This is a genomic window from Paraburkholderia sp. BR10923 (genome assembly GCF_040948765.1).
GTDB lineage: Bacteria > Pseudomonadota > Gammaproteobacteria > Burkholderiales > Burkholderiaceae > Paraburkholderia > Paraburkholderia youngii.
This window is the reverse complement of the sequence record NZ_JBFPKO010000030.1, coordinates 27,983-46,136: the sequence shown is the minus strand read 5'-3', so window position 1 is coordinate 46,136 and position 18,154 is coordinate 27,983. Positions and strand designations below refer to the sequence as shown.

Annotated in this window: 17 protein-coding genes; 10 read left to right on the top strand and 7 right to left on the bottom strand. The window is 56.9% G+C overall.

Annotation, left to right across the window (positions count from 1 at the left end):
• Positions 1–140: 140 nt before the first annotated feature.
• The 5 genes from AB3X94_RS35325 to nodB form a co-directional block, all read right to left on the bottom strand.
• Positions 141–881 (bottom strand): sulfotransferase, encoded by a 741-nt coding sequence (locus AB3X94_RS35325; protein WP_281375199.1) that lies wholly within the window; start codon positions 879–881, stop codon positions 141–143.
• A gap of 102 nt (positions 882–983) precedes the next feature.
• On the bottom strand, positions 984–1,772 hold the full coding sequence (locus AB3X94_RS35320; protein ID WP_176112455.1) for an ABC transporter permease: 789 nt from the start codon (positions 1,770–1,772) through the stop codon (positions 984–986).
• Positions 1,773–1,774: 2 nt separating this feature from the next.
• A complete protein-coding gene (nodI, locus tag AB3X94_RS35315; protein WP_368613933.1) occupies positions 1,775–2,767 on the bottom strand; it encodes a nodulation factor ABC transporter ATP-binding protein NodI in 993 nt (330 codons plus the stop codon).
• Positions 2,745–4,088 (bottom strand): chitooligosaccharide synthase NodC, encoded by a 1,344-nt coding sequence (nodC, locus tag AB3X94_RS35310; protein WP_368593720.1) that lies wholly within the window; start codon positions 4,086–4,088, stop codon positions 2,745–2,747. The genes nodI and nodC overlap by 23 nt, the downstream gene beginning before the upstream one ends.
• Positions 4,089–4,518: 430 nt before the next feature.
• Positions 4,519–5,196, bottom strand: a complete 678-nt coding sequence (nodB, locus tag AB3X94_RS35305; protein ID WP_368593719.1) for a chitooligosaccharide deacetylase NodB — start codon at positions 5,194–5,196, stop codon at positions 4,519–4,521.
• A 226-nt stretch (positions 5,197–5,422) separates the two neighbouring features.
• Between nodB and AB3X94_RS35300 the strand changes: the two genes are divergently transcribed.
• Positions 5,423–6,331: a LysR family transcriptional regulator gene (locus AB3X94_RS35300; protein WP_176112453.1), complete on the top strand. Its 909-nt coding sequence runs from the start codon at positions 5,423–5,425 to the stop codon at positions 6,329–6,331.
• Here AB3X94_RS35300 and AB3X94_RS35295 read toward each other — a convergent pair.
• Together AB3X94_RS35295 and AB3X94_RS35290 are read right to left on the bottom strand one after the other, a co-directional pair.
• Positions 6,328–7,647: an acetyl-CoA carboxylase biotin carboxylase subunit family protein gene (locus AB3X94_RS35295; RefSeq protein WP_368593718.1), complete on the bottom strand. Its 1,320-nt coding sequence runs from the start codon at positions 7,645–7,647 to the stop codon at positions 6,328–6,330. The two genes, AB3X94_RS35300 and AB3X94_RS35295, sit on opposite strands and share 4 nt — an antisense overlap.
• A 626-nt stretch (positions 7,648–8,273) precedes the next feature.
• The gene (locus AB3X94_RS35290; protein ID WP_368593717.1) at positions 8,274–8,987 is read right to left on the bottom strand and encodes a hypothetical protein; all 714 of its coding nucleotides are present in this window, start codon (positions 8,985–8,987) and stop codon (positions 8,274–8,276) included.
• A gap of 656 nt (positions 8,988–9,643) precedes the next feature.
• Here AB3X94_RS35290 and AB3X94_RS35285 point away from each other — a divergent pair.
• The 9 genes from AB3X94_RS35285 (at position 9,644) to AB3X94_RS35245 (ending at position 18,099) form a co-directional block, all read left to right on the top strand.
• Entirely contained in the window at positions 9,644–10,576 is a 933-nt protein-coding gene (locus tag AB3X94_RS35285; RefSeq protein WP_176112450.1) for a LysR family transcriptional regulator, read from the top strand.
• A 729-nt stretch (positions 10,577–11,305) separates the two neighbouring features.
• On the top strand, positions 11,306–12,949 hold the full coding sequence (gene nifA, locus AB3X94_RS35280) for a nif-specific transcriptional activator NifA (protein WP_368593716.1): 1,644 nt from the start codon (positions 11,306–11,308) through the stop codon (positions 12,947–12,949).
• A gap of 271 nt (positions 12,950–13,220) precedes the next feature.
• On the top strand, positions 13,221–14,714 hold the full coding sequence (gene nifE / locus AB3X94_RS35275; RefSeq protein ID WP_368593715.1) for a nitrogenase iron-molybdenum cofactor biosynthesis protein NifE: 1,494 nt from the start codon (positions 13,221–13,223) through the stop codon (positions 14,712–14,714).
• A 21-nt stretch (positions 14,715–14,735) separates the two neighbouring features.
• The gene (gene nifN / locus AB3X94_RS35270) at positions 14,736–16,097 is read left to right on the top strand and encodes a nitrogenase iron-molybdenum cofactor biosynthesis protein NifN (RefSeq protein WP_368593714.1); all 1,362 of its coding nucleotides are present in this window, start codon (positions 14,736–14,738) and stop codon (positions 16,095–16,097) included.
• A 51-nt stretch (positions 16,098–16,148) separates the two neighbouring features.
• Positions 16,149–16,562, top strand: a complete 414-nt coding sequence (nifX, locus tag AB3X94_RS35265) for a nitrogen fixation protein NifX (protein ID WP_368593713.1) — start codon at positions 16,149–16,151, stop codon at positions 16,560–16,562.
• 73 nt (positions 16,563–16,635) lie between these two features.
• A complete protein-coding gene (locus AB3X94_RS35260; RefSeq protein ID WP_026228605.1) occupies positions 16,636–16,854 on the top strand; it encodes a CCE_0567 family metalloprotein in 219 nt (72 codons plus the stop codon).
• Positions 16,851–17,153, top strand: coding sequence for a ferredoxin III, nif-specific (gene fdxB, locus AB3X94_RS35255; protein ID WP_368593712.1), 303 nt, complete (start codon positions 16,851–16,853; stop codon positions 17,151–17,153). The genes AB3X94_RS35260 and fdxB overlap by 4 nt, the downstream gene beginning before the upstream one ends.
• Positions 17,154–17,169: 16 nt before the next feature.
• The gene (locus AB3X94_RS35250) at positions 17,170–17,739 is read left to right on the top strand and encodes a nitrogen fixation protein NifQ (RefSeq protein ID WP_018435008.1); all 570 of its coding nucleotides are present in this window, start codon (positions 17,170–17,172) and stop codon (positions 17,737–17,739) included.
• Positions 17,740–17,883: 144 nt separating this feature from the next.
• On the top strand, positions 17,884–18,099 hold the full coding sequence (locus AB3X94_RS35245; RefSeq protein WP_368593711.1) for a hypothetical protein: 216 nt from the start codon (positions 17,884–17,886) through the stop codon (positions 18,097–18,099).
• Positions 18,100–18,154: the final 55 nt, after the last annotated feature.

The window sequence follows — 18,154 nt, the reverse complement described above, 5'->3', positions numbered from 1 at the left end:
ATCTGCTGCTCGGAACGCAAGAATTAGTTTAGCTAGGCTGCGGACCGCGAAACCCCAGTTTGCGAGTCGATAAAGCCAATGCTCTTCAAAAGCTAGACAATTGAAAGCTATCGGGGCAATCTTGATGTTTGGCGGGCCGATCAGCCCCCTTGAGCTTCGAAAAAGCTATCGTATCGACTGCCCTCGAAGTGACGCCTCAACTCTTCGAAGTTAAGTACCGTCTGCCGCAGCGATCGAACTTCCTGACGTCTAAGAGATGTGTTTTCAGAGCAAGGGTGATTCGAGATGCCGAGAAAGGCTGAGACCGCCTTCAGACTTGGGGCCGGATCGTCCCGAAGAGTTTCATAGTTGATAGTGAGCACGCTCGACGGTGAAAACGAGCTCAGAATTAAGTGGTGGAAATCGTCCGCGGCCTTAAAGTAAGCCTCACAGTCTTCGATTTTCAATATGACTTGCGGAGGCGGACGTGAGTCGTCGTTGTCCGGACCGTATTTTAGCCACTGACCGCTTTGTCTTGCTTGCACCAAAGAACGGAACGATTCCAACGTGTTTCGTCGAATCACGAGCAGTACCTTCAAACGTGGCCACGCGGCCAGCGTCTCGAAAAACCCGGGACGTTCGTTAAACTGAGGCTGGTTGATCTTGCAACCGACGTGTGTCAAATGCGGATTCCCGGTCATGGTCGGATGGTGCAGATAGGCTAGCTCGAGCAGTTCGCGATCGCTACGCAAAAGCCGGGCGCGACCGGGCCAGATTGGGTCATACGGATTGAGCAACTCACCATTACTTGACACGTTCGGATGCGCATTCAGCAATTCTTCCAAGTAGTGAGTGCCGGTCCTCGGCATCCCCACGATCACAAATGGCTCAGTTGTCTGCATGGGGTATGTCATGGCGTTAATCTAACGGGTTGAAAGAGGGTGTGAGCGCTGCGCAGATAGTCCGTTGCGAAGTTCGTGGGCTCGGATTGATTGCCAAAATCGTCACGACATTAGGCGGCGGCGAAGTAGAACCGCCGATAAAAAGAACGGCAGTACTGCGTAGACGCAAAGCGCAGCCACATGAAGGCTGATACTAGCGACAGGCCGTGCCAGCATCGCTGGGCGGATCAGCTCAACGGAATGTGTCAGCGGAAGGAATCTCGCAATTTGCCGAAGAGCACCGGGGAGATGACCGATCGGGAAGACGACGCCGCTCAGGAACAACATGGGCGTCAGAACAAGGGTTTGGTAAAAAATGAAATAGTCGTAACTGGGCGCGATGGCGACGAGCACCATAGCCACACTCGCGAAGGCGAGTCCAGTGAGAACGACGACGGGCATGACATAGATGATACTCGACAGCGCCGCATAGCCTAGGATCGCAGCAACCACCATCACCGCAGCGCCGGCAAGAAGGGCTTTTGTGGCCGCCCATGAAAGTTCACCTAGAACGACGTCGCCAATCGTGAGTTGAGTGCATAACACCGCTTCCCACATGCGCTGAGTATGCATTCGCGAGAAGGCCGCATAAATCGTCTCAAAGGTGGCAGAAGTCATTGCGCTCGTCGCAACCATTCCAGCGGCCAAGAACGCGATGTATGACGTGCCGTCGACGCGGCCTATCATTATTCCCACACCTAGGCCAAGACCAAACAGGTACATCATCGGATCCGCAAGGTTCCCGAGGAGCGACACAAGCGCAGATTTCCTCCATGCAAGGTAGTTGCGGTGCCATACTGTGTGCCAGTTCAGCGCGTTGCCGGGCAGAGTTATCATGAATACATCACGCATCACTAATCCTTCATTTCGCGGCCGGTTAGCCGCAAAAACACGTCTTCCAGGTTGGCGGGGCGTTGGAGAATGCGCAGACCCGCATGCCCCCGCAACTGCAAACGCACCTGCTCGGGATCAGCGGCATAGCAAAACAATGCTTCGCCGCTCACTTCGGTTCGCTGTGTGTAGGGTTCGAGTAACGGCCGCAGTTCATGTGAATTGCCGCCATATATCTCAATCACTTGGCTCCCAATCTGCTCTTCGATCAGCGCACTAGGAGTACCTTCGGCAATGCTGCGCCCTTCGTCAATCACACAGAGACGGTTGCACAGTCGCTCCGCTTCTTCCATGAAATGAGTGGTGAGAAGAATTGTTTTGCCGCGCGCGAGTAGCAAGCGCAGGCGTTCCCAGATGAGGTGGCGCGCATGCGGATCAAGGCCCGTCGCGGGCTCGTCCATTACAAGTAGTTGGGGGTCGTTGATGAGCGCGCGAGCGAGCGTCAGACGCCGTTTCATGCCGCCTGATAATTCGATAACGCGCGCATCAGCCTTGCTTTCCAGACGCGCGAATTCGAGCAAAGAGGGAATCACAACCGAGATCTCACCTGCGCTCATGCCAAAGTAGCTCCCGAATATCTCTAGGTTCTCACGCACTGTGAACCCGGGTTCAAGATTATCGAATTGCGGAACGACGCCAATTCGTGCACGTGCCCGTCGCGCGCGTCCAGGCACTGGCTCTCCGAGGACTGTGATCGTACCCGCGTCAGGTAGCGCCATCCCGAGGACCATCCGCGCGGTCGTGCTCTTGCCTGCGCCGTTGGGCCCCAAAAGGCCGAAACATTCGCCCGGCTCTACGTGGAAGGACAGTCCATTGACAGCGAGCTTCCCGCCGTAGGACTTGTTGACACCTGTAAACGTGATTGCTGCGGTTGGCATTGACATGGAAATCCAAATGGTTGTTCTCTTCAGGAAGATCTCGTGACGAACACGATCATTTGTTTCGGAAAACGTCATCAGATTCCGTGAATGCCTGCTCATCCCAGTGTCGACGGGGCTTGTCACGCTGAGCCCCGCCATTTGTGGATATAGTGGTGCCCGTTTCAGTGTCGTGCCCCGGCGGGTCGACGTGTGCGCTACAACCGCCGGCGGCCACGCCGCGGGACAGCCAGTTGCTGTTGCTGAGTGTACACAAGGCGTACGCCTTAACAGGTAGTAGGAACAGTAGGTTGACCAGCGTGTGCGCGGAAAACCCAAGAAATCGAAGCTCACAAGAGCGCACGGCTGCTACGGAGCAGCGGAGCATGCTCATTGACGCAATCAAGAAGCACGCCTTCCATGGGGCCGTCTCTGTCAATACGATCTGTAAAAAGCCGGAGAGCATTGCGATCGCGAGCAATAGGGAGCCTGCATTCTGCGCAATGACGTCCAGCGTAAGATACCGATCTAGGCGGGGTAAAAGCCGTAGCGCCAACAGCGTGTCGCGATACGTGCTTCGCGCCCAGCGCAATTGTTGGCGAAGATACGGCCCCAGTCTGTCTGGAACCACGGTCGAAGCGATCGCATTTGGAGCGTACTCTGTTCGGTAGCCCGCGGCCAGCATGAGAATTGTTAGATGACGATCTTCCCCAAAATCGCTTCGCTTTCCCCGGAACATCTGTGTCTCGTACTGGTCAAGCAGCAAGAGAAGCGCGGAGCGGCGATATATCGCGCACGGTCCGCAGCAGCACATCACGGCGCCGAACCGGGCCTGAGCTGCGCGCTCCTCGTTACACGCGAGCCAGTATTCCATATCAATCAGACGGGTCAACCACGTATCGTTGCGATTGCTGGCGGTCAATTGACCCATGGCGGCGCCGACCTCTGCATCGCTCATTGTCAGTATGAGTTGGCTTATAACGTCAGGCGCCAAGGTCGTGTCGGAATCGACGTTGAGTATGAGTTCTGCGGATGAAGCCCGTATTGCGGCGATCTGGGCCTTGCGTTTTCCCACGTTTTGGGGGAGAAGAACAAAATTGAATCTTGGATCGTGCTCGTAGTCGCGATAAACGGGTTCCAACGCATCGCGGTTGGCGGATCCGTCATCGACCACGTGGATTTTTAAAGCTCCTGAGTATTCCTGCGTTGCGATAGAGGCGAGACACGCGCGCAGAGTATCGGGGTTTTCGTTGAAGCACGGAACGATGACGTCGACGTCGGGAAGAAAATTCGTGGCAGATTGGTTGCTATGCTCAGCTGGAGCGGGTAGGGAATGTAGAACCTGTGCTGTCTTATAAACGGCAGAAAGAAGTGCGTACAATAAAACGGAGGTCGTATTGATGACGGCAGGAATGTTCATCGAGGTCAGTTTGCTAAGTGGTGTCAAAAAATGATCTGATTACAGGCCTGCTAGGATCCGTCAATACGCCTGCTTGGCGCGATCACATCGACGACAGACCCTGCGTGAAACTGCGATACCGTAGAAAGAGTTGACTGCGTGCTGTCGTGTACCGTCGTTTGTTGATGCAATCGTATTAATCTGTCGCTTTCGGCCGACTAATAACCTCCTTCAATGCGTTCCATGGTATCGAGGTAAGCAACAACACCTCCATCGGCGCACACGGAAAGTTATATCAGTGGATCCTTTTTTCGGGGGTCAGTTTTTCCTGACATCTTCATTTGATTGTGCGCCAGAATCGTGCACGATCTCTCGATGTGACTATTGGGAACCGTTTGCAATGAGTGGGCCAGCCAATAGTCCAAGCAGGCTAGTGGTTACAGATGTGCGCTCATTCGCCCAGTGTTTGGGATCGACGATCAGGAAGTCGACTAATCACGAACCTGCGCGCCTTCAACGCAGGAATTAGACGCGAGAGAGCCTCGGCCGTCTGTCTGCGGGATGTCGTGTGAACATCGGAGTTCGACTCTCCGGGGGGGCTTCCATCATGCAACAGCACAATCGAGCCTGGCCGGACTGATGCCATCACCGCATCAACAATCGCATTGACACCCGGTTGAGACCAATCCCGCGGGTCTACTGACCAGTGAAGCGCGATCAGTCCAGCCTTCCCCGTTTCCCCGATTGCGTCTTTCGTCCAGATTCCGTATGGCGCGCGGATATACGTCACTTTCGCCGCAGGACACGTCTCCTTGATAAGCGCATCCGCCTCCCATATTTCACGGCGAACTAGGTCCGGCTCACATTTCGAAAGGTCTGGATGTGTCATGGTGTGGTTAGCGAGTTCATGACCTTCTGCGGCGATCCGTTTGATCAGTTCTGGATACTCCGCTGCGTACGCGCCAATGACACAGAAAGTTGCCGCCGCTTGCTCATATGCCAATATGTCAAGTATTTTCGGCGTCCATACTGGATGAGGTCCGTCATCAAATGTAAGGTAAATCTTAGGGCGAAGATCGGCACAATCACTGCCGCTGCGCACTTCTGTCAAATAGTCTGGGTGGTTCATAGCCTTTCCATCGCGTCCGACGCATGCCTTGTATCGTTTGATCTGCCGATAGGTTCGATCGCCAACTGCGGATCACTATGCGGGATTTTGCGGATCAATCAGCACTACGACAGACGGGCTTCGACGTTCCCTATTCAATTTGAATTGTCGCAACTTTGCGTTATCGCAAATAATTTGTACAATCGATTGTTTCGATATGTCTCATCCATAAGGCGGATACCGGAACATGCGATTCAAAGGCCTTGATCTGAATCTTCTCGTCGCGCTGGATGCGCTGATGACGCAGCGCAACTTGACGGCTGCGGCGCAAAGCGTCAATCTGAGCCAGCCTGCCATGAGCGCCGCCGTCGCTCGACTACGCGATTATTTCGGCGACGACCTGTTTGTATTGAGAGGTCGTGAGTTCGTCCCCACTGCGCGAGCGACGGAGCTCGCTGGACCTGTTCGGGAAGCCTTATCGCACATCCAGCTTTCGATCATCTCGCGGGACGTGTTTCGACCGGACAAGTCGAATCGCCGCTTCAGGGTGTGCCTGTCCGACTTTATGACGCTGGTCTATTTTCAGAATGTCATTGAGCGTGTAGCGCGCGAGGCTCCTTCGGTTGGTTTCGAATTGCTTTTCCCTGATGACGACCCGGGTGAGCTGCTTCGGCGTGGGGACGCCGATTTTTTGATCCTGCCGGAGCTGTTGTTGGCTGATGCTCATCCTAAAGCACCGCTCTTTGAGGAGAAGCTCGTGTGTGTAGGCTGTCCGACGAACAAACAGTTGTCCCGCCGCCTGCCACTCGAGAAGTATATGTCGATGGGACACGTAACAGTGAGGTTTGGGCGTGCACGGAGACCTTCGATCGAGGAGTTCTTCTTACTCGATCTAGGTCTCAAGAGGCGCGAAGAGGTTATCGTGCCTACCTTCGACTTGATCCCGCGAGTCCTGCTTCATACTAACCGTATCGCTACGATTCCTCTGAGGTTGGCAAAGTATTTCGCAGAAGTCGCCCCGCTGCGGATCGTCGACGTCCCGTTGCCACTTTCCTGTTTCACTGAAGCGATCCAATGGCCTTCCCTGCATAACGGTGATCCTGCGAGCATCTGGATGCGTGAGCTCCTGCTGGAGGAGGCGCGAAACTACGTCTAGCAAGGCAGAAGCGGCGGGGAATGCCTTCCGGGATGAACCATTGGAGCCGCTGGCTCCGCAGTGAAGGGGGGCGCGGCAATCTCGGCGAGCGTGTATTGGAAATTGTCTAATGTCGTGTGAATTGCTGTGGCGATTTCGTGCTCCGATGCAGCGCGGTAGCGGAAGCGCGCGAGGAGGGTGGCGTAGCCGCCGGTGCCGTCGAAGAAATGATGTGGCTTGGGGAAAACCGCATCGTAAAGCGCGGGGATCTCTCGTAGCAATTTTGCATCGACGAATACTTTGCCCACTGGCTCCGGCAACATGAGGAATCCACCGCGGGCGGACGATGCCGACGCGTCTAGCGCTGCTTGCACCTGAGTGGCTAACCGCGCCCTGTCACCTGACTGCTGCGCGGCCCAGAGGGCGAACAGGTCAACACCGTACAGATCGTGAAAGAGGAATGGGATTTCTCCTTCGCCGACGCGGGCACCAACCTTAAGGAAATACAATCCATCGCAGCCCCGGACTATCTCAAGATGGAATGGCCCATTTCTGAAATCCAGGGCGCGCAGACATTTTACGGAGAATGCGGTCAGCGCCTCATTTAGAGGACCTGGGTCGAGCATCACCGAGCCGAGGGGTTTACCTTGAGCGAACTGGACATAAGTGTTGATGTAGCGAGACGCGCGCGCGATAACCAATGTGCCATTCAGAAGGAAGCCGTCAACGTGATAAACCGGACCGTCGATGTACTCCTCGCAATCGTACTCGGCAAGCGGTAGTGTCGGCCACAGTGCATCGAACTCAGGACGGGTCTCGATGCGCCGTGACCCTATGTTCGCCGTACCTGATCGCGGTTTCACGATTATCGGAAAACGCACCACAGTGGTAGTCGCCGCCTTGGCAACGACCAGATCTTCCAGGGCTGCAAACCGCGGTACACGCAGGCCAGCTGCGGCGATAGTATTCTTCGTAACGGCCCTATTTCGAAAGCGCACGACTGTCTCGGGAAGGTCGCCGGGGATATTGAACGAATTGCGCAGTCGCGCGGCCGCTAAAAGGTCGAATTCGGATAAGGCGACTAGCCTGTCGATGCCGCCGAGCGCTGAACTACAGGCGCGCACGGCCGCATGCAGCGCTTCTTCATCGAGGATGTCAGATAGCTGTTCGACGTGTGCAATGCGAGAGGTGTCAAGCGCGGCGACACTGTTGGGCGTGCAGACGTATGCGATCTTGTTCGCCGCATGATCAATGTAGCGCTGATAGGCGGCGAAACCGTCGGACCACCGGTTAAGCACGACTATGCGGTTACCCTTAGCAGGATGATTGGCTTTCATGTGGAAGCAACTTGTTCAGATATTTTTTCGGCTTGATCAAATTTGAGCGCACAGAGCGTTTTGGCGATGTCCGGGCCCGGCGTCGGGGCGATCTGCGGCGGTGAGCCGGACATGTCTGGTAGGGGTTTAAGAGAGCAGTCAGTCTCGCGATAGTGGAGGGCGGGTGGGCGTGGGAGCTTCGTCTCCTTTGAGACCGGATTGTGGCGCACACTCGCCACTTCGGCGCCGCCGGCGAAGTCCGCTGATATGGATTTGACGAACCGTACGATGGTTAGGCACGTCGCATCGCCACGTTCGCATTGCCGGAGCTGCGTGGGTTTGGATTGCAAATATGGCCGCGTATCATCAGTTTCGACAACAAGATCGACTTGTTCAGTTTAACCAGTGGGTATATGTGTCCATTACGCTGCTGCCCGGCAATCTCCGCGAGCGCTGAACTGTCCACGGTGACTCGCCTGTGCATGGGAAGACGCCGAGCGCAGCGCCCACCACCGCGAAGGACGCAACAGACGCTCGCAGTCGAAGGGTCGCGGCACGCGCAAATGCAAGGGCGGCGATACCTTGACGAGCTGTGGCGGCGAAAACTGCGGTACCGGATGACGCAGGCGCAACCAAGACGACGGCGGTCATGTGGCTGCTTCCCGCGACGTTATGCTTTCCGTCCGGGGCACGGTCGTCACACGCAACTCATCGAAATATTCATGGATCAGGCCGACGAAGTTGCGGAGATACATTTCCGCGCTCTCAATGCTGCCCCAGCCGCCTATTGCCCGCTGAAGGGCAATCCAAATGATGTCATAGTGCTTGTGCGATTCTGCGTACTGAATGTGGTCGAGCGAACCTTTAACGTGATCGTGGCCGAACGCCCGCTTGGCGGCTTCTGTAATGCTCTTGCTGTAGCGATTGGTATACCATTCGAGCAGCCAGTTCCAGACCATCGTCGGCAGCGGACCGTTGCGACCAATGCTCAGATAGAGGTAGCCGATCAGTTTGTCGGTGCTGTGGAGGGGGGCAATCCGGTCGACTTCATTGGCAGATACGCCGAATTTCTTAAGGTCGTGGAGGAATTTCCCCTCATGCCCGTATCCTTCTGCCAAGTATTGCGCGAGGATCTGTGCGAGCGTGTTGTCCTTGGAGCCGATTTTGTAGAGTGCGAACGCGTCGACCTCGTTATTGAGTCGGATTCGCAATACAGTTTCTACGAGGTGGCGGCGATAGTACTCACTGTCGATCCAATCGCCACGGTGGAACGCTGCGGTTTCGGGCGAAGTTGCGAACATCTGCTCCACAGCTTGTTGAGCGACTTGCTCAAAATAAATGCGATCGTTGGCTGTACTCATGTGACCTCCGGTTAGAAATTGAAAAAGGCAAAGAAACGAGCGAACCGGGCTGCTATAAACGCGTCGAGGAGATCAGCCGGGCACCTTGACGCGTTCTTGCGGGAAACTTCGATGCGTACATCAGGCTCGCGGGAGTCCCGCGAGCTTCTAGACTCGAACCGCGACTGCGGTGGTCGTGCGATGAGAGGGCAGCACTGTCAAACATTCTTGGGCATTTTTTTCGGCTGGCATAGCGAGAGAGGGTTCGTGCAACCTGCTGAACGCAATGCTTCAACCTATTGTTTGCTAATTGCAGTTAAGTGGACGTATCCGGGCTCAGATAGGCCGGCGTGCCTAGAACTCCTCATCGAGGAGCGCCATGACGTGGGCACGAGGTGACTGGAGGCCACAACGTCAAGCTGTGCTTTTCTGCGGTATCGCTCCTTCACTGGAAGGAGCATTGGCCAGTTCGGTGGCGGCTGTTCGATCAGGTACACGGCGAAGCTCGAAGGGCCGGGTGCGCCAGCGACTCGGGTATTCCCCGCAGTGCGTATTCGGCGTGTTTTTCGTGCAACTTTCTTCGCATCCATGTTCCCTGACTCGTGACGGTAGGATATTAACCGCAGGGGTATGCGTGGTATAAGCTGATAATCTTTATGTCTGCATGAGGGAAATTGATGATTCGCGATCTCGACAGCACGCTGCTGCGTACATTCGTGACGGTTGTAGAAGCCGGCAGCGTGAGCAATGCTGCGATGGCTCTCCATCGGACACAGGCTGCTGTCAGCATGGCCCTTCGGCGGCTCGAAGATGAGGTTGGCCAACGCTTGCTCGAACGTTCACCGCGCGGCGTAAAGCCGACCACCGCGGGCAACGTGCTACTGCCATATGCGCACAAGCTCCTCGACATTGGCCTCGCGGCTCGCTCCGCCCTGACTGAGGGCGACGTTTCTGGCACAGTGAGGGTCGGCATTCCGGAAGACATCGCAATGAGCCACCTTCGCCATGCATTGCGGCAGTTCTCGGCTCTCTATCCGGACGTAGCGCTGGAGATTGTTGTCGATGCGAGCCCGGCGTTATCGCAGCGGCTCGCAAGCAACACACTAGATTTCGCGATCGGCGACCCTGCGCTGATTCACTCGGAGCCGATAGTTACATGGCGGCATCCGCTTCGCTGGGCAGCCGCACGTACCCGGAACACGGACCTTGGCGAGGGCCCGCTTCCGATTGTTGCATTCGGCGGCGCATGCCGGTGGCAGGAGATTTTTTTCGCGACGTTACTCGACGCCGGCATCGCGTGGCGTGTTGCGTGTACGAGCACAAGCCTGTCGGCGGTGCAGTCGGCCGTTGAGGCAGGACTCGGTATTGCAGTGCTGCTCGACTGGCACGTGCGCCGCGACACCATGCACGCGATCGATCCGCAAGCTGTCGGGTTGCCGATGCCGCCAGTGGCGGAATTCGGTCTGTTCACTCAAGAGAACTGGAACGACCGAACATCCGCAGCTACCGCACTTCAACGGTTCCTCTTTCGCTCGCTGCAGCTGAGCTCGGCAGAGCACGGAATATTCACGGCAGAGCAGCCGGCGATGCCAACGCGTGGTCAGGTTTAGGTGACGTCGCGCCGTGGTCGCGTCGAAGAGATGATATTTCGGCGCGTCAAAACGGTTGCTGCCGGGTATTTTCGATGGACAGCCCCGACGCTGACGCGGGCAGGCAGCGTTGCTTTGGGAATTCAGGAGCCCACTGAGTGACGTTTGACTTATGTCATCGAGAAACATCGGGCCTCGATGCGAAATGACATAGGTGTCGACCGGTTGCAGGCGTGTAACGTTGCATTGGATCGCGCGCTAAAAAAGAAACGACGAACAACTGGGCGGATGCACTCGAGCAAGCTGCTGAACAGCTCTCACAGCATTTTGGAAGGACTCGCGCGGAGTTGCGTCTGTGTCGTGCAATGCAACCTGAGCTGCCATTTGAGGCCTATGGCACTTACGATTTGAATTTCATATAACGAAACCGCTTCTGCCTTCCTTCAACGCTGGCAGCGTTCGACCGAGACTAGGAACCTCGACTGGCTGTGCGGGTTGTTGTTGACCCGAATTTGTCGTGAAACCTACGTCTTTTTTGGTTAGTATGCTAGCCGCGAACGGAGGGGCCTCGTTGCCTCTGTTTGCAGCTTCCCGACGCCATTGCTGCGATTTTGTCATTTTTGTCGAGTTTGGCGATGCCTGAGCACAGCGGCATCCCGAATTCGGCTGCCACCAACGCGACTATGGCTCTGCCGTTGTGCCGAGCCGTCTCGTCACTGCGTTGGCGAGTTGTCGCTGGAGCCCGAATCTATGTCGCATTCTCTTATCAACGAGAGCCCTCCCGATTTCGATGTAGTGGCCGAAGTGCTAAAAACGCTGGCCTCATCCCGTAATGCGGAGCACGCGTTGAAGAAGTCGCTGTGGTTTCTGTCGCGTGCGAGAGGCTGGCGGTCCGCGTTCATCGCCGTCGAGCAGCCGGATGGAAAGCTTGGCGGCCTGTGTAGCACGGGACTGTCAGACGACTGGCGAGAAGGTATGCGTTTTCCCTCCGGTGAAGGGATCGTAGGGCAGATACAGGAAAGCGAGTCCGCCGTGGTTGTGTCTGAGTTGGATGGTGACCCAATGTTCGACGACCGCACGGGGGCTGTTCGTGTTTCCAATGCCGAGCGTGTCGCTCTACTTGGGACACCGATCCGGCACGAAGGACGGCCGCTCGGGGTGCTCGTAGCACTTTGTGAGAATCCGGGCGGGAAGCGTGCTTTCGCAGACGATCTCCAACTTTTGGAAGTTGTTGCTGCGCCAATGGGCAGGGCACTTCTGCTTGAGCGTGAGGCGAATCCGAACCGCAAAAGCGTGCAGGAGGAGATTAGTCGCCGACGGAACGCGGCCCCTCCTATTCAAGTCGATTGGGCAATCGGCCGATCTGCGGCGATGCAGCACGTATTCTCGCAGGTCCATCAGGTCGCACCTGCGAGAACGACGGTGCTCTTGCGCGGCGAGAGCGGCACCGGCAAGGAGTTGATCGCGCGTGCAATCTATCGTTTGTCCCCGCGCAAGGACCAGCCATTCGTCTCGGTGAATTGTGCGGCGCTCACGGAAACACTGCTGGAAAGCGAGCTGTTTGGCCACGAGAAGGGGGCGTTCACGGGCGCGCAAACTCAGCGAAAGGGGCGCTTCGAATTGGCGCACGGCGGAACACTTTTCCTCGACGAGATAGGTGATATATCGCCGTCGTTCCAAGCGAAACTCCTGCGCGTTCTGCAGGAGCGGGAGTTCGAGCGGGTAGGAGGGACAACGCCCGTGAGAGTTGACGTGAGGCTCATCGTTGCAACTAATCGCAGTCTGGAACAAATGGTGAGAGAGGGCGAATTCCGAGCGGATCTTTACTACCGCATCAACGTGGTGAGCATCGTGTTGCCGCCGCTGCGCGAGCGCCGGGAAGACATCCCCGAGATGGCGCAATACTTCCTTAACCGCTTTAATCGTGAGAACGGTCGCGCTCTGCATTTCAACGAGGAAGCGTTGCGGGTGCTGTCGAGTTGTTACTGGCCCGGAAATGTGCGCGAGCTCGAAAACTGCATTGAGCGGACTGCGACAATGGCGCATCATGACACGATTGGTCGTTCTTCGTTTCTCTGCGAGATCGACCGGTGCCTCACGAAGGTGTTGCATCATGTGGAGCGAGAAGACGCAGTACGTCCGGCACGCTCGTCGGACGTTACAGTCAGTAACGCGCTGAACGTTCCCGCGAAATTCGGCGCCCCGGAGCGCGATGCCCGCGGTCTCGGCATGCACTCTGGTGAGCACATCCCTGAGGACGAGCGTGAGCGGCTGCTCTGGGCCATGGAGCGCTGCGGTTGGGTGCAGGCAAAGGCGGCACGCCTGCTCGGCATTACGGCGCGGCAGATCGGCTATGCACTGCGCAAGCACGGAATCAAACTGCGGCGCTTCTAAGAAAGCGAAGCTTGAGGTCACGCCCTGGACGGCTCCGATATTTCGTCTGCTCGGTATGCAAAGCGACGCGCGTGGAACACAGCACGCGCATGGTCTGAAAGAAGGTCGATAAGTATGTTGTGTCGCAATCCGTTCAACTCCGACAAAGCACTGGTTTAAGTCGACGCTGTTACTACAGTGCCCGATACCCCACGCTGCGGATGCCTGCGGCTTCGCGCGATGGTATGGAACTTGCAATTAGTTGTGGACCTCATATTGTCAGGATTCTCCAATGTGGTTCAAGGCTAGGACTGCAGATATTTTCGACGAACCCGGTTGCGCGAAGAATAGGGCGAAAAGTGAGACGGAGCGCAGACAAGGCTGCGCCAAGCAACTTCCGCCAGGAGCGACTGCTGGCGGTTGTGCATTCGATGGAGCTCGGATTGCACTTCAGCCCGTGGTTGACGTAGCGCACCTTGTGCACGGGCCGATTGCGTGCGAGGGCAACTCGTGGGATAACCGTCCTGCGGCATCCTCCGGGTCGATGCTCTATCGGTCCGCGTTCACGACTGATCTAGGTGAGATCGATGTAATCTATGGCGGCGAGAGACGGCTGTTCAGAAGTATTCGCGAGATTATCCAAAAATATGATCCCCCTGCCGTGTTTGTCTATCAGACGTGCGTCACCGCGCTGATCGGTGACAACATAGAGGCAGTGTGTAAGCAAGCGTCAAAGAAATTCGGCAAACCTGTGATACCGGTCAACGCGCCCGGTTTCGCCGGGTCGAAAAACTTCGGCAATAAACTCGGTGGGGAGGCGATTTTCGATCATGTAATCGGCTCGCGTGAGCCCGCTCACACAACGCCGTTCGACATCAATATCATCGGCGAATACAACCTCTCGGGGGAGTTGTGGCAGACGAAGCCGCTCTTCGACGCGCTGGGTATCCGTATCTTGGCTTGCATCTCTGGTGATGCTCGCTACAGTGACATCGCGAGCGCTCACCGCGCGAAGGTAAATATGGTGGTGTGCTCAAAGTCGATGATTAACATTGCCACAAAGATGCAGCGGCAATACGACATTCCCTATTTCGAGGGCTCTTTCTACGGAATCGGCGATGTGAGCGATGCGTTGCGCCAAGTCGCCAAGCTGCTGGTGCAAAGGGGTGCGCCCGACGATCTGATCAAACGCGCCGATCGCTTGATTGAAGCAGAAGAGGAGCGCGCGTGGGCGCGCATTGCGCCATACCGGGCGCGCCTCGATGGAAAGCGCGTGCTGCTGATTACAGGCGGTGTGAAATCCTGGTCGCTTGTTGCGGCGTTGCAAGAGGTGGGGCTCAAGATCGTTGGCACCAGTGTGAAGAAAAGCACCGAGAAAGACAAGGAAAGGATCAAGGAGATCATGGGCGATGACGCGCGCATAGTCGACAATATGACGGCAAGCGAAATGTACGGCATGCTCCGCGAGTCGCAGGCCGACATCATGCTGTCCGGCGGGCGCTCGCAGTTTGTCGCGCTAAAGGCGCGGGTGCCTTGGCTTGATGTCAATCAGGAACGCCATCATCCATATGCCGGGTATGAGGGAATCGTCGAGCTGGTGCACGAGATTGACCGCGCAATCAGCAACCCGGTCTGGCAGCAGGTGCGCATTCCAGCTCCGTGGGACGACAAAGGCGAAGGGCTCTGTGGCGAGCGAATGGAGTTCACAGAGCGCATGACAGAACAGTCGCCGCGTGCAAGCGCGCGGGATTGGCCGAAGGGCCTTCGACCCAGCGTCGCGGCCTGAGCATAGCGGAGTGCAGACACAATGGCAAACGTCGTCGAACTAGGGAAAGCCTGTACGGTCAACCCGCTAAAAATGAGCCAGCCGCTTGGCGCGAGTTATGCCGCCATGGGACTCGATGCGTGCATGCCGGTGATGCACGGTTCGCAGGGCTGCACGTCGTTCGGCCTCGTCCTCTTGGTGCGCCATTTCAAGGAGGCCATCCCGTTGCAGACCACTGCAATGAATGAGGTCACTACCATTCTGGGCGGATTTGAAAACGTCGAAACGGCGCTACTGAACATCTGCAAGCGCGCGGCGCCGAAAATCATCGTGCTTTGCTCGACAGGGCTGACTGAGGCCAACGGGGAAGATGTCGCCGGTCATCTCGCGATGGTGCGCAAACGCAAGCCAGAGTTGAGCAATACCGAACTCGTGTACGTATCGACGCCAGACTACATTGGCGCATTCGAGGACGGCTACAGGCGCGCCATCGTTGCAATCGTGAAGGCGCTTGTCAAGCCACTGCCAACCGTGCAGCGACAGGTCAACGTGCTGCCCGGCAGTCATCTGTCACCCAGCGATATCGACGAGTTGCGAGAGATCATTGAGGCATTCGGGTTAGTTCCGATCATATTGCCAGACGTCTCCGGTTCGCTCGATGGCCACATTGCTCCCGACTGGCGCGGGACCACGCTGGGCGGAACTTCTCTCGACCAGATACGCGCCGCAGGTGCGTCGACATTCACCATCGGCGTGGGCGAGCAAACGCGCGACGGTGCGCAGGCACTGGAGACTATCGCAGGCATCCCGTTCGAAATTTTTGAGCGGCTCACAGGGCTCGAACCGAACGACCGGCTCTTGCATCGCATTGCGCGATTGTCAGACCGGGAGGTCCCGATCAAATACCAGAGGCAGCGCAGCCAACTGCTGGATGCAATGCTCGACAGCCATTTTTACATAGGTGGCGTTAAGGTGGCCTTGGGCGCAGAACCGGATTTGCTGCTTGCAATCGGTTCGCTGTTGCACGAAATCGGCGCCGAGTTGCCAGTCTGCGTCAGCACGACTACATCGGCGTCGCATGCGCTACTGCCGACGAGCGAGGTCGTGCTCGGTGACCTTGAGGACATGGAACGAGGCGCGGCGGATTGCGACCTGCTTATTACGCATTCGCACGGCCGGCAGATGGCCGCGCGTCTCGGCAAGCCTCTGTTGCGCATAGGCTTCCCCGTATTCGACCGGGTCGGCAATGCCCATCGATGCCAGGTCGGCTATCGCGGAACGATGAACCTCGTCTTCGAACTCGCGAATCTATTAATCGATCGAGTTACGCACCACCGCCCGGCCGACTGGGCTCTGCCGCAGTCGTCGCTCGACCTCGCTGCGCCAGTCGCTAACGCGGAGTAAGGAATTCCGGTCGTCGCGACCATTGCATGCAAATCATGAGGGAACCATTACATGAAAATCGCATTTGCCACGCAGGACAAACTGCATGTCGACGCGCACTTTGGCTGGGCGAAAAGCATTGTTATCTTCGATGTGACGGCGGAGGGGTACGCGTTCGTGGAAGCCTTCGATTTTGGCGGCAAGTTAGAGGAGGACGGCGACGAAGATAAGCTTGCACCGAAGCTGGACGCGATCCGCGGTTGCGCGATCCTGTACGTTGCCGCAATCGGTGGTTCAGGAGCGGCGCGCGTCGTAGCGCTGAAGGTGCATCCAGTCAAGGTGCCACAGCTGGAGCCAATTGAGGACATCCTTATCAAGCTTAGGGATGTCCTGAAAGGTACGCCACCGCCGTGGTTGCGCAAGGCGCTAACCAGAAATGTGCGCTCATTCGACTTTGCCGAGGATGACGAGGTATCTCATGGCTAAAGCCACTGTTGACAAGACCGCCACTTTGCGGACAGCGACAACTGAGGCGCGTCCTTTTACCACGGGAGGGGGCATGAGTGACCCGAATGAACTGAAGGTGCGCCTGAAGACACTCAATACACGGGCCATTCAGGCCAAGATGGATCTCCACGACCTTTCGGAGGATCTTCCGACTAGGTGGGAAGAGATATTGACGGTTGCGCAGCTCTGTCACGAAGCTCACGCCGCGCTGATGGACGCGCGCAAGGCCGCGGCTGCGGCTCTCGACGAAGCGCCTGGGAGCCGGAGATGAGCGAGATTTTTTGCGTAAAACTACCTAGCGGGGAGATGTGGACGCCTACCTTTGTCTCCGCCCTTGATGATGAGAAGTGTATCGGCTGCGGACGATGCTTCCGGTCGTGTTCTCGTGGGGTCCTGCAGCTCGTCGGTGTAGACGAGGGGGGCGACCTTACCCCGGTAGGCGAGGATGACGACGACGAGTACGAAAAGAAGGTTATGACTATTGCGCGCCGGGAGTTGTGTATCGGTTGCACGGCATGCGCGAGGATATGCCCAAAAAAGTGCTACACGCACGCGGTGGCCATGGTCTGAGCCACAAAGGACGGTGATGGACTTCTACACGACGTTGATGCGTCACGCTGTGGACAGCAACGATTCCACGGTTCTTGCCCTCGCAGGGGTACTCTCGGCGGCGTTCGGCCAAGCCGGCGTGCACACACTGCCCATCCGCGGGTTGAATCTGGATGAAACCCACTGGCTGCTTGCGCATTGGTTTCCCGGCGTCGACAGCGCCCTTTTCTTGCAACTGGCCGCCTCGCCTGCAGCGTGGCGCCAGCGATCGTGCGACGACGAGGTCGGAGACCTCGCAAACCTGTTGAAGGCACATGCTGATCCGCTCGCAGGCACAACGATTGAAATCCATTGCGTTTCGCATGCGCTCGCCTGCGCCTGTGCGGGGCACAAACACCTGTGGCAGGAGCTGCGCCTTCGCTCGCGTAGCGAATTGCCGGTGCTGTTGGGCTATTGGTTTCCGCGGCTGGCGCAAAAAAACGTTCACGGTATGAAGTGGAAGAAATTCCTCTACAAGCAACTGTGCGAGCGTGAGGCGTTGCTTGTCTGCAAGTCTTCAAACTGCGCGGAGTGTGGCGATTTCGCGGATTGCTTCGGACCAGATTGATGGTCTGGCTACCGACGATACGTGGCCATGCGGGGCCTTGGCATATTCGCCGTGACGGTGAGCTACAAATGCTCAGGAGATACTTTAACGATTGCCAGCTGATTGCGTTCAGCGCGGATCAAGGTGTTAAGCGTGGATGTCATCATGTCTTCCTATGCGTTCGCCTCCGGGTTTCTCGTCGCACACGACTGTACCGAGGCTGCAAACAACCTGAAATCCTCGGTGCATCTCGCACCCGAGGATTTCCTGCTCGGCTCCCCGGCGCCCGCGGTGACCCGTACTTGGCTCGGTGGCATCGCTGCGCTGGCGCATTGCTACTCGTATAGCCTTGCGATTGTGGGATGCCCTTGCCGTTTGTAGCGCTGACCATTGCGCGGACTGGGGCGGATAAACAAGTAATTGCGAGGCATAGTCT

Excerpts from the sequence above, each read along its gene's own strand:
- AB3X94_RS35250 (WP_018435008.1), top strand. The coding sequence starts at position 17,170 with ATGGACTTCTACACGACGTTGATGCGTCACGCTGTGGACAGCAACGAT.
- nodI (WP_368613933.1), bottom strand. The coding sequence starts at position 2,767 with ATGACGTTTTCCGAAACAAATGATCGTGTTCGTCACGAGATCTTCCTG.
- nodB (WP_368593719.1), bottom strand. The coding sequence starts at position 5,196 with ATGAACCACCCAGACTATTTGACAGAAGTGCGCAGCGGCAGTGATTGT.
- AB3X94_RS35300 (WP_176112453.1), top strand. The coding sequence starts at position 5,423 with ATGCGATTCAAAGGCCTTGATCTGAATCTTCTCGTCGCGCTGGATGCG.
- nifN (WP_368593714.1), top strand. The coding sequence starts at position 14,736 with ATGGCAAACGTCGTCGAACTAGGGAAAGCCTGTACGGTCAACCCGCTA.
- nifA (WP_368593716.1), top strand. The coding sequence starts at position 11,306 with ATGTCGCATTCTCTTATCAACGAGAGCCCTCCCGATTTCGATGTAGTG.
- nifX (WP_368593713.1), top strand. The coding sequence starts at position 16,149 with ATGAAAATCGCATTTGCCACGCAGGACAAACTGCATGTCGACGCGCAC.
- AB3X94_RS35245 (WP_368593711.1), top strand. The coding sequence starts at position 17,884 with ATGTCTTCCTATGCGTTCGCCTCCGGGTTTCTCGTCGCACACGACTGT.
- nifE (WP_368593715.1), top strand. The coding sequence starts at position 13,221 with ATGTGGTTCAAGGCTAGGACTGCAGATATTTTCGACGAACCCGGTTGC.
- AB3X94_RS35285 (WP_176112450.1), top strand. The coding sequence starts at position 9,644 with ATGATTCGCGATCTCGACAGCACGCTGCTGCGTACATTCGTGACGGTT.
- AB3X94_RS35320 (WP_176112455.1), bottom strand. The coding sequence starts at position 1,772 with ATGCGTGATGTATTCATGATAACTCTGCCCGGCAACGCGCTGAACTGG.
- fdxB (WP_368593712.1), top strand. The coding sequence starts at position 16,851 with ATGAGCGAGATTTTTTGCGTAAAACTACCTAGCGGGGAGATGTGGACG.
- AB3X94_RS35295 (WP_368593718.1), bottom strand. The coding sequence starts at position 7,647 with ATGAAAGCCAATCATCCTGCTAAGGGTAACCGCATAGTCGTGCTTAAC.
- AB3X94_RS35260 (WP_026228605.1), top strand. The coding sequence starts at position 16,636 with ATGAGTGACCCGAATGAACTGAAGGTGCGCCTGAAGACACTCAATACA.
- nodC (WP_368593720.1), bottom strand. The coding sequence starts at position 4,088 with ATGAACATTCCTGCCGTCATCAATACGACCTCCGTTTTATTGTACGCA.
- AB3X94_RS35290 (WP_368593717.1), bottom strand. The coding sequence starts at position 8,987 with ATGAGTACAGCCAACGATCGCATTTATTTTGAGCAAGTCGCTCAACAA.
- AB3X94_RS35325 (WP_281375199.1), bottom strand. The coding sequence starts at position 881 with ATGCAGACAACTGAGCCATTTGTGATCGTGGGGATGCCGAGGACCGGC.